The sequence below is a fragment of the Kitasatospora sp. NPDC059973 genome, assembly GCF_042737525.1.
Lineage (GTDB): Bacteria > Actinomycetota > Actinomycetes > Streptomycetales > Streptomycetaceae > Kitasatospora.
This window is the reverse complement of sequence record NZ_JBHWUI010000057.1, coordinates 32,815-46,211: the sequence shown is the minus strand read 5'-3', so window position 1 is coordinate 46,211 and position 13,397 is coordinate 32,815. Positions and strand designations below refer to the sequence as shown.

At 75.3% G+C, this 13,397-nt stretch carries 6 protein-coding genes and 1 pseudogene; 6 read left to right on the top strand and 1 reads right to left on the bottom strand.

The annotated features are described in order from the left end of the window. The 3 genes and pseudogenes from ACFWA9_RS17725 to moeZ form a co-directional block, all read left to right on the top strand. Positions 1-705, top strand: a pseudogene (locus ACFWA9_RS17725) (hypothetical protein); the annotation flags it as partial. A gap of 89 nt (positions 706-794) precedes the next feature. Continuing rightward, positions 795-1,820 (top strand): NAD-dependent epimerase/dehydratase family protein, encoded by a 1,026-nt coding sequence (locus ACFWA9_RS17720; RefSeq protein ID WP_380388099.1) that lies wholly within the window; start codon positions 795-797, stop codon positions 1,818-1,820. Between the two features lie 264 nt (positions 1,821-2,084). Next, positions 2,085-3,263 (top strand): adenylyltransferase/sulfurtransferase MoeZ, encoded by a 1,179-nt coding sequence (gene moeZ / locus ACFWA9_RS17715; protein WP_329489492.1) that lies wholly within the window; start codon positions 2,085-2,087, stop codon positions 3,261-3,263. A 59-nt stretch (positions 3,264-3,322) separates the two neighbouring features. On the opposite strand, the gene ACFWA9_RS17710 is transcribed toward moeZ, so the two are convergent. Further along, a complete protein-coding gene (locus tag ACFWA9_RS17710) occupies positions 3,323-6,154 on the bottom strand; it encodes a lysylphosphatidylglycerol synthase transmembrane domain-containing protein (RefSeq protein WP_352295786.1) in 2,832 nt (943 codons plus the stop codon). A gap of 134 nt (positions 6,155-6,288) precedes the next feature. Between ACFWA9_RS17710 and ACFWA9_RS17705 the strand changes: the two genes are divergently transcribed. The 3 genes from ACFWA9_RS17705 (at position 6,289) to ACFWA9_RS17695 (ending at position 13,369) form a co-directional block, all read left to right on the top strand. Further along, complete coding sequence (locus tag ACFWA9_RS17705; RefSeq protein ID WP_359803263.1) at positions 6,289-6,633, top strand: MGMT family protein; 345 nt, start codon at positions 6,289-6,291, stop codon at positions 6,631-6,633. 113 nt (positions 6,634-6,746) lie between these two features. Continuing rightward, a complete protein-coding gene (locus ACFWA9_RS17700) occupies positions 6,747-10,064 on the top strand; it encodes an ATP-dependent helicase (RefSeq protein WP_380388096.1) in 3,318 nt (1,105 codons plus the stop codon). Between the two features lie 77 nt (positions 10,065-10,141). Then, complete coding sequence (locus tag ACFWA9_RS17695; protein WP_380388094.1) at positions 10,142-13,369, top strand: UvrD-helicase domain-containing protein; 3,228 nt, start codon at positions 10,142-10,144, stop codon at positions 13,367-13,369. Positions 13,370-13,397 lie beyond the last annotated feature (28 nt).

Genomic DNA, 13,397 nt, shown 5'->3' with positions numbered 1-13,397 from the left:
GCCCCGGCCGTCGACCTGCCGGACGCCGGGCTCGGACCGTCCGCCGGGGGCCCCGGCCCCCGGGCCCGGCGGTTGCGGCCGGCCGGGCTGGGCCACGGGTGCGGGGTGGCCGCCCTGCTGCTGCTCCCGCTGGCCGGGGTCGGCGCCGGGTTCGGGGCGTCCGGCACCGGGGACACCCGGGCGACGGCCGCGCTGGTGCTGGCCGCGGCGCTGTCGGCCGGGTCGGCCGAGTGGGCGGCGCGGTGGTTCCGGCACATCGCCCGCGGCCACCTGCGCGTGGCGGGCACCCTCGCGGAGTTCCGGGCCCGGATGCGGCCGGTGCTGCCGGTGGCCGTCGCCCTGCACCTGGCCGTCCTCGCGGTCCTCACCTTCGCCGCCCTCGCGGTGCTGACGGCCGTGGCGCCCCGGCCCGGGCCGGGCCCCGGCGGCGGACTGCCGCACCTGGTGGCCGAGCGGGCCGACCCCGCCCAATGGGCGGCGCAGGGTGTGCTCGGGCTGCTGCTGGTGCTGCCCGCGCTGCTGGCCCGGTCCGGCCGGACCGCCGCCGCCGCGCTGGGCGCGCTCGCCGGGCCGGCCGCCGTCGCGGCGCCGCTCCTCCTGGGCCGCTCCGCGTCGACGGCCTGGCTGCTCGGCGGCGGCGCGGTCGCGCTCGCCCTGCTGGCGTACGCCTGGCCGGTGCTCGACCGGGCCGACACGCACCGCTGAGCCCGGCCCCACCGAACCGTTCGACCTCCCCGTTGTTCACTCTGTCCGCCAGGTCGTACCCGACCTCGCTTCGTGGAAGGACACCCCCGATGAGGGTGCTGCTGCTGGGCGCCGACGGCTTTATCGGCCGCCGGGTCACCGATCGTCTGCTCGTGGACCAGGAGTTGCAGGTGACGGTGCTCGGCCGGCGCGACTCGGCCGACATCCGCTTCGACCTGACCACCGGGAGTCCGGGCGCGCTCGCCCGGTTCCTGGACGCGGTCGCGCCCCAGGTGGTGATCAACTGCGCGGGCGCCACCTACGGCAGCTCGCGGACGCTGATCCGGGCGAACACGCTGGCCGTCGCCACGGTCTGCGAGGCGATCCGGCGCAGCCGGGAGCCGGCCCGGCTGGTGCACGTCGGCTCGGCGGCCGAGTACGGGCCGGTGCCGGGCGGGGTCCCGGTCTCGGAGGGCGCCGAGCCGCGCCCGGTCGGCCCGTACGGGGTCTCCAAGCTCGCCGGGACGGAGCTGGTGCTGGCCTCCGGGCTGGACGCGGCGGTGCTCCGGGTGTTCGACGTGGTGGGGCCGGGGGCGCCGACGGCCTCGCTGTTCGGGCGGCTCGCCGAGGGGCTGCGCCGGGCGCTGGAGCGCGAGGAGTCGCAGGTGCGGATGCCGGACCTGTCCGGATACCGGGATTTCGTCGACGTCCGGGACGTCGCCCGGGCGATCCAGGCGGCGGCGGTGTCGGCGGCCACCGGGGTGATCAACATCGGCAGCGGGCACGCCGTCCGGGCCCGCGAGGCGGCCCAGCTGCTGGTCCGGGCCTCGGGCTTCGAGGGGGCGATCGTGGAGGAGAACCGGCCGGTCCTGCTCCCCGCGCAGGCCGGCGGGCCGGTCGAGCACGTCGACCGGCCCGCGGACCGGCACGTCGACCGGCACGCGGGCCAGCACGGCGGCCCGTACCACCGGCCCGCGGAGGCACGGCCGGCCGAGGGGCGGGGCCCGGCGGGCGAGCCGGTGCCGTGGCGCCAGGCGGACGTGCGGACCGCCCGGGACCGTCTCGGCTGGCGGACACAGGTGCCGCTGGAGGAGTCGCTGGGTGACGTCTGGCTGGAGACGGCCTGCCGGGTCTGACCCGCCGGCCCGTGGTGCCCGGGTGCGCGACGGCCCCGCTGAGGCGGGCCGCGGCGCTCCCGGGCGCCCGTCGTCCGCCGCCCCGGGGGGCTCCGGCGGGCGGTCCCAGCATCCGAGGCCGGCTGTCTCGCCAGTCGGACGGACTGTCTCGGAATACCGGGGCGGCATGACACTGTTGGCCTAGCTGAGCCACCGCGGTGGCGGAGCGTGAAGCCACTAGAGGTCGGCCCCTGGCCACCTGAACCGACGACCATCGGAGTCCCCGTGTCGCTGCCACCCCTGGTCGAGCCGGCCGCCGAGCTCACCGTCGACGAGGTCCGCAGGTACTCCCGCCACCTGATCATCCCCGACGTGGGCATGGCCGGGCAGAAGCGGCTGAAGAACGCCAAGGTGCTGTGCGTCGGCGCCGGCGGCCTGGGCTCGCCCGCGCTGATGTACCTCGCCGCCGCCGGCGTGGGCACGCTCGGCATCGTCGAGTTCGACGTGGTGGACGAGTCCAACCTGCAGCGGCAGATCATCCACGGCCAGTCGGACATCGGCCGCTCCAAGGGCGAGTCGGCGCGGGACTCGGTCAAGGAGATCAACCCCTACGTGGACGTGATCCTCCACGAGGAGCGCCTCGACAACGACAACGTGATGGAGATCTTCTCCGGCTACGACCTGATCGTCGACGGGACCGACAACTTCGCCACCCGGTACCTGGTGAACGACGCCGCGGTGCTGCTCGGCAAGCCCTACGTGTGGGGCTCGATCTACCGCTTCGACGGCCAGGCCAGCGTGTTCTGGGCCGAGCACGGCCCGTGCTACCGCTGCCTCTACCCCGAGGCCCCGCCGGCGGGCATGGTCCCGTCCTGCGCCGAGGGCGGCGTGCTGGGCGTGCTCTGCGCGTCCATCGGCTCGATCCAGGTCACCGAGGCGATCAAGCTGCTGGCCGGTGTCGGCGAGCCGCTGGTCGGCCGGCTGATGATCTACGACGCCCTGGAGATGAACTACCGCCAGGTGAAGGTCCGCAAGGACCCGAACTGCGCGCTCTGCGGCGAGAACCCGACGGTCACCGAGCTGATCGACTACGAGGCCTTCTGCGGCGTCGTGTCGGAGGAGGCCCAGGCCGCCGCCGCCGGTTCGACGATCACCTCGAAGCAGCTCAAGCAGTGGCAGGACGACAAGGAGGACATCTTCCTGATCGACGTCCGCGAGCCCGGCGAGTACGAGATCGTCAACATCCCCGGCGCGGTGCTGATCCCGAAGAACGAGTTCCTGATGGGCAACGCGCTGGAGTCGCTGCCGCAGGACCGGAAGATCGTGCTGCACTGCAAGTCGGGCGTCCGCTCGGCCGAGGTGCTGGCCGTGGTGAAGGCGGCCGGGTTCTCCAACGCCGTCCACCTCGGCGGCGGCGTGCTCGGCTGGGTGAACCAGGTCGAGCCGCACAAGCCGGTCTACTAGCAGACGCCGGAAGGGCCCGCCGGAGCGATCCGGCGGGCCCTTCCCGCGTACCGGGAGCCCTACAGGGCGCCCTTGCGCTGGAGCATGTTGTAGGAGATCCAGCCGGGCAGGACGGGCAGCCAGAAGGTGAGCGCCCGGTAGAGGAAGACCGCCGGGGTGGCGATCGTCGGGGGCACGTCGGCGACGGTGAGCGCACCGATCAGGGCGACCTCGACCGGGCCGATGCCGCCGGGGGTGGGGATGGCCGAGCCGGCCGCGTTGGCGGTCAGGAAGACCACCGCGACCGCCGAGAAGCTGATGCTGCCGCCGAAGGCCTGCACCGAGGCGTCCAGGCAGGCGGTGAAGGAGAGCGTCAGCAGCAGGATCCCGCCGAAGCCGGTGACCAGCTTGCTGGGCGTCTGCATCAGGTCGAGCATCCGCGGCACCACGCCGAAGAACAGCGAGCGCAGCCGGTTCAGCACGAACCGCCGCAGCGGCGAGACGGCCGCGACCACCAGGGCGAGCACGGCGGCGGTCAGCACGCCGATGATCACCGCGCGGGAGGCCGAGAGGTCCCCGTTGGTCTGGCTGCCGGTGATCAGGCCGAAGCTGAACAGCAGCAGCAGGTGCCCGGCCAGGCCGGCCAGCTGGGAGGCGCCGACCGAGGCGACCGCCTGCCCGGAGCGGATGCCGGCCTTCTGCAGGTAGCGGGTGTTCAGCGCGATGCCGCCGATCGCGGCCGGCGCCACCAGCTTGACGAAGGAGCCGGCCAGCTGGGCCGCCACGGTGCGGCGGAACGGCAGCTTCTCCGGGACGAAGCCGGTCAGGCTCATCGAGGCGGCGACGTAGCTGAACGCGGCGGCGGCGAGCGCCACGGCCGCCCAGGCCCAGTCCATCTGGGAGAGCTTGAGCTGGGCCGGCTTGATGGTGGTCAGCGCGAGGTAGGCGGCGAAGGTGAGCGCGATCACCATGATCAGGCTCTTCGGCTTCAGCCGCTCCAGCTTGGCCGTCTCGGTCGGCGCCTCGGGGGCGATCTGGAGGATCTGGCCGCGGATCCGGCTGAGCAGGTCCTCCCCGGCGAGCGCGATGTCCTCCTCGGCCTGCTGCTGGGTGCGCTCGCCGGCGGCGACCTGCTCCAGCGCCTGGGCCCGGGCGGCGGTCTTGCGCTCCTTGGTGAGCTTCTTCAGGTCGACCCTGGTGGAGCGGCTCAACCCGACCGGCTGCAGCAGCGGCAGCGCCTGCGCGACCCGCTCGGCGCCGAGGACGGCGTTGGCGGTCGCGACCGCCCGCTCCGGGCCGATCCGCAGGGCGAAGGTGGTGAGCAGCTGGGCGACGTCGATGCGCAGCGTCAGATCGGTGGCGGCGATGTCGCCGCCGGAGAGGTTGACCAGGCAGGCCGCCTTCTCGTCGACCACCAGCAGCGACTCGCCGGTCAGCCGGCGGTGCGCGATCCGGCGCTCGTGCAGGGCGGCGACGGACTCCCAGAGCGAGGCCATCACCCGGTCGGTGACCTCCTCGTCCGAGAGGTCGTCCAGGATGCGGCCCTCGACGTTCTCGTAGACCAGGATCGCGGCGTCCGGGCCCAGCTCGGAGGTGGCCACCAGCTGCGGCGAGTGGGCGCCCGAGGCGGCGGCCGCGTAGGCGATCAGCGCCTCCTGCTCCAGCGCCTGGCGCAGCGACTGCGGGCTGCGGCGGACGGCCACCGAGCGCAGCCGCAGCCGCCGCCAGGCGCGGTAGAAGAAGCCGGAGGCCTGCTGCTCGCGGTCGATGATGTGGACGTCCAGCGGCGGGCCGCTCTGCTGGCCGACGTAGTAGCGGCGGGTGCCGCCGGGGGCGTCGGGGGCGCGGTGGGCGCTGGCCGGGGTGAAGCCGACCTTGCGCAGGCCGATCATCAGGTGCTGGCCGGTGGGCCGGATGTTGGGCGAGCCGATCGCGTACAGCGTGCCGTACGCGACGGACCAGCCGATCAGCACGGTGAGCAGCAGGGACAGCGGGGTGGTGTAGCCGCCGAGCAGCTCGGTGAGCCCGCTGAAGACCACCACCACCCAGAGGGCGACCCGCCAGCGCGGCCGGCTCGACATGCCGACCGCGGTCATGTAGGCGATCACCGGCGCCAGATAGCCGTGCACCGGGTCGGTGAGGGTGCCGTTGCTGTCCATCGGCAGCCGGGTGAGGGCGTCCCGGATGTGCTCGGAGGCGCCTTCGGCCACCCACCAGTCGATGCCGAGCGAGACGCCGTAGGAGAGCACCGAGGCGAGGACGCCGTCGGCGACCCGCAGGCCGTCGCGTTTGATCAGGCGCTCGACCGCGAAGGCGAGCGGGACGGCGAGCACCGCGACGCTGGAGACCAGGCCGGTGATGGTGGCGAGCACCGGGGAGAAGCGCGGCGCGTTGGAGGCGATGTCCAGCTCGATGCCGGTGGTGGTCGAGGTCGCCACCCCGGCCAGGACGAACACGGCGACTATGCCGAGGACGCCGGCCAGGAAGCGGATCAGGTCCGACGGGCGGTGCGCGCGGGCGGCGAGCAGCGGTTCGTCGACGTCCAGGTAGGGGGTGTCGTCCAGCGGGTCGTACCCCTCGTACCCCGCGTGCTCCTGCGGCCGCTCCTGTCCCTCGGGTACCAGGAAGGGCTCCTCGGGTACCGGGGGCGGCTCCTCGGCCGCCGGGGACGGCTCGGGGACGGCGGGCGGCTCGGGCTGCTGGGCCGGGACGCCGGCCGGGGCCGGTCCGGGCGCCCCGGCCCCGGGGACGGCTCCGGGTTCGGTCGGCTGCGGGGTCTTGATCGTCCGGTCCTTGATCAGGGAGACTTCGGGTGTCGGCGTGGCGGCGGGCTCTCCACCGGGGCTTGCGGGCATGGTGTCGGAAGACTCGTCGGAGTCCTCGCCCTCGCCCACGTCAGCCGTCCCGGTCATCTGGTCTTGTCCTCGTATCACCACTCACCGCCCCGAAGATGGTGGCATGCCGCGGCGCCCCGTGCTGGACAGGGGCCGGATCGGGCGCGGCGGATCATGCCCACCAGGCCGCGCGCCGGGCCCGGTGAGGAAGAATGCCGCAGGTGACGGACGCTACCGACGACGCCGGACCGGGCGGCCTGCCGCCCTTCGCCGAACTGGTTCTCGACCTGACCGAGCGGATTCCACCCGGCCGGGTGATGACCTACGGGGACGTTGCCGAGTACCTCGGCCAGGGCGGCCCCCGCCAGGTCGGCCGGGTGATGGCGCTGTACGGCGGCTCGGTGCCCTGGTGGCGGGTGGTCCGCGCGGACGGCCGGTTCCTGCCCGGACACGAGCACCGCGCCCTCGCCCGGTACGGCGAGGAGGGCACCCCGCTGCGCGAACTCGCCGACCCGCCCCGGGTCGACCTGAAGCGGGCCCGCTGGGACGGCCGGTAGCGCCGAACCGGGTGCGAGGACGGGAATGACGGGGCAGGATCGTAGGCTCGATACGGACGGGCCCCGCCGCGGGCCCGTCCGCCGTTGCCCGAAGCACGACCCCCAGGACGTCCGTGAGCTCCCCCTACCGTCTGGTGCGAAGCCCCCTCGCGCTCCCCGCCCCGCCCGTGCTGGACGACTACCAGCGCGCCGTGGTGGAGCACGCGGGCGGCCCGCTGCTGGTGCTCGCCGGGCCCGGGACCGGCAAGACCACCACGCTGGTGGAGGCCGTCGCCCGGCGGATCGAGCGCGGCACCGACCCCGAGCGGATCCTGGTGCTGACCTTCAGCCGCAAGGCCGCGATGGAACTGCGCGACCGGATGTCCGGCCGGCTCGGGGCCTCCGCCCCCGCCCCGCAGGCCACCACCTTCCACTCCTTCTGCTACGCGCTGCTCCGGGCCCACCAGGACCCTCAGGACTACGCCGAGCCGCTGCGGCTGCTCTCCGGCCCCGAGCAGGACGTCATGGTCCGCGAGCTGCTGGCCGGCGGCGCCGAGGACGCCCGCGGGGGCCGGGGCCGGATCGACTGGCCGCTCGACCTCCGGGCCTGCCTGACCACCCGAGGCTTCGCCGATGAGGTCCGCGCCGTGCTCGCCCGCAGCCGGGAGCTCGGCCTCGGCGAGGCCGAGCTGCGGCGGTTCGCCGAGGGCGTGCAGCGCCCCGACTGGGCGGCCGCCGCCCACTTCCTGGCCGACTACCTGGACGTCCTGGACCTGCGCGGGGTGCTCGACTACGCCGAGCTGGTCCACCGCGCGGTGCTGCTGGCCGAGCGCCCCGAGGTGGGCGAGCGGCTGCGGCAGCGGTACGAGGTGGTCTTCGTCGACGAGTACCAGGACACCGACCCCTCGCAGGTCCGGCTGCTGCGCCAGCTCGCCGGCGGCGGGCGGGAGCTGGTCGCCGTCGGGGATCCGGACCAGTCGATCTACGCGTTCCGCGGCGCCGACATCAACGGCATCCTGGAGTTCCCGCAGACCTTCCGGCAGGCCGGCGGCGGCCCGGCCGAGGTCAAGGTGCTGCGGGTCTCCCGCCGCTCCGGCGCCGTCCTGCTCGCCGCCTCCCGCGAGCTGGCCCGGCGGATGCCGATGGGCCGGCTGCCGGCCGACAAGCTCGCCCAGCACCGGGCCCTGCTGCCGTCCCGCGAGGGCGGCCGGGTCGAGGTGTACACCTACCCGACCCCGGGCACCGAGCTGGACTCGATCGCCGACCTGCTGCGCCGCGCCCACCTGGAGGACGGCGTGCCGTGGGGCGAGATGGCCGTCCTGGTCCGGGCCGGCGGCCGGTCCATCCCCGGGGTGCGGCGGGCGCTCGGCGCGGCCGGCGTCCCGCTGGAGATCGACGGTGACGACCTGCCGCTGCGCGAGGAACCCGCCGTCGCCCAGCTGCTGCTCGCCCTGCGGGTCTGCGCCGAGCAGGCCGCCCGGGACAAGCACGACCGCGCCGCCGGCCCCGACCCGCTCACCACCGAGCTCGCGCACACCCTGCTCACCGGCCCCCTCGGCGGCCTGGACGGCTCCGACCTGCGCCGCCTCGGCCGCGCCCTGCGCGAGGAGGAGCGCGCCGCGCTGCGCGCCGACGGCCGGGCGGCGGCGGTGCCCCGCGCGGCCGAGGAGCTGATCCGCGAGGCCCTCGCCGAGCCCGAGCGGCTGATCGCTCTCGACCCCTCGCACGCCCGGCGCGCCCGCGACCTCGGCACCCTGCTGCGCAAGGTCCGCGAGCGGCTGGCCGGCGGCTGCACCGCGGAGGACGCGCTCTGGGAGCTCTGGGACGGCAGCCGGCGCTGGCGCGAGCGCCTGGAGCGGGCGGCGCTGCGCGGCGGCGCGGCCGGCCGCAACGCCGACCGGGACCTCGACGCGCTCTGCGCCCTGTTCGAGACCGCCGCCCGCGCCGAGGAGCAGGTCACCGGCCACCGCAGTGCCCTCGACCTGCTCGCCGAGCTGGAGGCCCAGGACATCGCGGCCGACACCCTCACCGTGCGGGCCGTCCGCCCGGACGCCGTCCGGCTGATGACCGCGCACCGCTCCAAGGGCCTGGAGTGGCGGGTGGTCGTGGTGGCCGGCGTCCAGGACGGCCTCTGGCCCGACCTGCGCCGCCGCGGCTCGCTGCTGGAGGCCGACCGGATCGGCCGCGACGGCCTCGCCGAGCCGCTCTCCCCGGCCGCCCTGCTCGGCGAGGAGCGCCGGCTCTTCTACGTGGCCGCCACCCGCGCCAAGGAGCGGCTGATCGTCACCGCCGTCAAGGCCCCCGCCGACGACGGCGACGAGCCGTCCCGCTTCCTGCGCGAGCTCTACCGCGAGGACGTCGACCCGCGGACCGGCAAGGTGCTGCGCCGGACCCCGCCGGTCACCGTCGAGGACGTCACCCACCGCCCGCGCCGCCCGCTGTCCGTCCCCGCGCTGGTCGCCGAGCTGCGCGCGGTCACCGTCGACCCGGCCCGGTCGCCCGAGCTGCGCCGCGCCGCCGCCGAGCGGCTCGCCACCCTGGCGCTGGCCGCCGACGAGGACGGCCTGCCGCTGGTGCCGGCCGCCCACCCGGACCGCTGGTGGGGCCTGGACGACCCCACCGCCGCCCCCGAGCCGCTGCGCAGCGCCGATCTGCCGGTCCGGCTCTCCGGCAGCGGCCTGGAGCAGCTGGAGAACTGCTCGCTGCAGTGGTTCCTGGACAAGGAGGTCAAGGCGCGCGGCGCCGGTTCGGCCGCTCAGGGCTTCGGCAACGTGGTGCACGCCCTCGCCGACGAGGTCGGCTCCGGCCGTACCCCCGCCGACCTCGCCGTGCTGATGGAGCGGCTGGACACGGTCTGGGACGCGCTGGCCTTCGACGCGCCCTGGAAGTCCCAGCAGGAGAAGACCGAGGCCCGGGCCGCCCTGGAGCGCTTCCTGAACTGGCACGTCCTGCAGCGCGGCCGCGACGTGGTCGCCACCGAGCACGGCTTCGACGTCACGCTGGACGTCGGCGGCGTCTCGGTGCGGATCCGCGGCTCGATGGACCGGGTGGAGAAGGACGACGCCGGGCGGGCCTACGTGGTGGACTTCAAGACCGGCAAGGAGGCGCCGACCGACAAGTCGCTGCCCGAGCACAAGCAGCTCGCGGTCTACCAGCTCGCCGTCCGGGCCGGGGCGCTCAACGAGCTGCCCGGGTTCGAGGGCCGCGTCCCCGACTCCGGCGGGGCCGAGCTGGTGCAGCTGCGCAAGCCCGACAAGGGCGCCCCGGAGGCGCCCAAGGTGCAGCGCCAGGACCCGCCGGACGGCGAGCCGTGGATCGAGAACCTGCTGGCCGACGCCGCCGGGCGGGTCCTCGCCGAGCGCTTCGTGCCGCGGACCGGCGGCGGCTGCGACCGCTGCACCTTCCGTCGCAGCTGCTCGGCCCAGCGTGACGGCGCCCAGGTGGTGGAGTGAGCGCCGCGGTGTGGGGGTGGCCACAGCGGGCCGGGCGAGGGGCCCGGACTGTCGGCGGTGCCCGTTAACGTTGCGGGGTGACCGCCGCGCTCAGCCACCCCGACCAGCTCAAGGAGCTGCTGGGCATCCCGTTCAACCGGGAGCAGATGGCGGCCATCGGCGCCCCGCTGGAGCCGGCCGTGATCGTCGCCGGGGCGGGCTCCGGGAAGACCACGGTGATGGCCGCCCGGGTGGTCTGGCTGGTCGGGTCCGGGGCCGTCCGCCCGGAGGAGGTGCTCGGCCTCACCTTCACCAACAAGGCCGCCGGGGAGCTCGCCGAACGCGTCCGCGCGGCCCTGCGGCTCGGCGGCGTGGCCGAACCGGACGAGGAGGCGCTCGGCGAGCCGGAGATCTCCACCTACCACGCCTTCGCCGGCCGCCTGCTCAAGGAGCACGGCCTGCGGATCGGCATCGAGCCGGACGTCCGGCTGCTCGCCGACGCCACCCGCTTCCAGCTCGCCGCCAAGGTGCTGCGCACCGCGCGCGGTCCCTTCCCGGCGCTCACCGGGACCTTCAGCAACCTGGTCGCCGACCTGACCGCGCTGGACGGCGAGCTCGCCGAGCACCTGGTCGAGCCGGACGCGCTGCGCGCCTTCGACGAGGAGCTGCTCGACACCCTCGCCACCGTCCGGCTCGGCAACGACGACCTGCGGGCCGTGCCGGTCACCGCGCGGGCCCGGCTGGAGCTGCTGCGCCTGGTCGAGGAGTACCGGCGGCGCAAGGCCGCGGCCGGGCTGATGGACTTCGGCGACCAGATAGCCGCCGCCGCCCGGCTCGCGCAGCAGCGCCCCGAGGTCGGCGAGCTGCTCCGGGCCCAGTACCGGGTGGTCCTGCTCGACGAGTACCAGGACACCTCGGTCGCGCAGCGGCTGATGCTGGCCGGCCTGTACGGCGCCGGCCCCGAGGGGCGGGGCACCGGCCACCCCGTCACCGCCGTCGGCGACCCCTGCCAGGCGATCTACGGCTGGCGCGGCGCCTCGGTCGCCAACCTGGACGACTTCCCCCGGCACTTCCCGAAGGCCGACGGCTCCGGGGCGGCCCGGTACTCGCTCAGCGAGAACCGCCGCAGCGGCGGGCGGCTGCTCGCCTTCGCCAACGAGCTGGCCGAACCGCTGCGCGCGATGCACGAGGGCGTCGAGGCGCTGCGCCCGGCTCCCGGCGCCGAGCAGGAGGGCTACGTCCGGGCCGCGCTGCTGCCCACCCACGCGCAGGAGATCGACTGGCTGGCCGACTCGATCGCCCACCTGGTCCGCACCGGCACCGCCCCGGGCCGGATCGCCGTGCTCTGCCGGGGCGGCGCGGCCTTCCCCGACATCCACGCGGCGCTGGTCGCCCGGGAGGTGCCGGTCGAGGTGGTCGGACTCGGCGGCCTGCTGCAACTGCCCGAGGTGGCCGACCTGGTGGCCACCTGCGAGGTGCTGCAGGACCCGACCGCCAACGCGGCGCTGGTCCGGCTGCTGATCGGCCCGCGCTGGCGGATCGGCCCGCGCGACCTCGCCCTGCTCGGCCGGCGGGCCGCCGAACTGGTGCGCACCGCCCGGCCGGAGGGCGTCGAGGCGCTGGCCGCGGCCGTCGCCGAGGCCGATCCGACCGAGGTGGTCTCGCTGGCCGACGCGCTGGAGACCTTCCTGGACCCGGCGTCCGGCGGGGACGGCGACCGGTCCGACGAGCTGCCGTTCTCCGCGGAGGCCAGGCCGCGCTTCGCCCGGCTCGCCCGGGAGCTGCGCGAGCTGCGCCGCTCGCTCGCCGAGCCGCTGATGGACGTGCTGCACCGGGTGCTCGCGGTCACCGGCCTGGAGGTCGAACTCGCGGCCTCCCCCCAGGCCCTGGCCGCCCGCCGCCGGGAGACCCTGCACGCCTTCCTGGACGTCGCGGCCGGCTTCGCGGACCTGGACGGCGACCCGGGCCTGTCGGCCTTCCTCGGCTTCCTGCGCGCCGCCCAGGAGTACGAGCGCGGGCTGGACAGCAGCCTGCCCGGCGGGGAGGACACCGTGAAGGTCCTCACCGCGCACAAGTCCAAGGGCCTGGAGTGGGACGTCGTGGCCGTTCCCGGACTGGTCCGGGGCGCCTTCCCGTCCTCGACCACGCGCGAGCGCTGGACCAGCGTCAAGCGGGTGCTGCCGCACGCCCTGCGCGGCGACGCGGCCACCCTGCCCGATGTGCGCGGCGGGTGGAACAGCAAGTCGATGGCCGCCTTCAAGGCGGCGCTCGCCGAGCACTCGGGCACCGAGGAACTGCGCCTCGGCTACGTCGCCTTCACCCGGCCGCGGTCGCTGCTGCTGGCCTCCGGGCACTGGTGGGGCCCCAGCCAGAAGACCGTGCGCGGCCCGTCCGACTTCCTGGAGCGGCTGCGGACGCACTGCGAGCGGCCCGGCGCGGGCGAGCTCGAACACTGGGCCGAGCAGCCGCCCAAGGGTGCCGAGAACCCGGCGCTGGCCGCGCCCGTCGAGCGGCCCTGGCCGCTGCCGCTGGATCCGGCGGCCCAGCACGCCCGCCGCCGGGTCGCCGAGGTGGTGCACCGCCGCCTCGCCGGCCTGCCCGCCCCCGAACCGGAGCCGATGGCCGCCGAGGACCGCCGCCAGGTCGAGTCCTGGGACCGCGACCTCACCGCGCTGGTCGGCGAGTTGGAGCGGTCCCGGCGCAGCGTCCGGGAGGTGCCGCTGCCCGCCGCGCTGTCCGCCACCCAGCTCCAGCGGCTGGCCGCCGATCCGGACGGCTTCGCGCACGACCTGGCCCGCCCGATGCCCCGGCCGCCGCAGCCGGCCGCCCGCCGGGGCACCCGGTTCCACGCCTGGGTGCAGTCCCGGATCGAGCCGCTGCTGCTGATCGAGCCGGGCGCGCTGCCGGGCGCGGACGACGACGGCGTCGAGGACGAGCAGGACCTGGAGCGGCTCAAGGAGGCGTTCCTGCGCACGCCCTACGCGAACCGGACGCCCTACCGGGTCGAGGCGCCGTTCCAGTTGGTGCTGGCGGGCCGGGTGGTGCGCGGCCGGATCGATGCGGTCTACCGGGAAGATGACGGCCGGTCGGAATTCGGCGGCGCGTCACGCTACGAAGTGGTGGACTGGAAGACGCACCGCGAGGAGACCGCCGATCCGCTCCAGCTCGCGGTCTACCGGGTCGCCTGGGCCGAACAGTTGGGAGTTCCGCCGGAGCAGGTCACGGCGTCCTTCCTGTACGTCCGCAGCGGTCGGATCGAACAACCCGCAGGACTTCCCGACCGAAAAGAGTTGGAACGGCTCCTGATCGGGAACAGTGAAGAATGAGTCACGCAGAGCATTCAAGTCATCACGG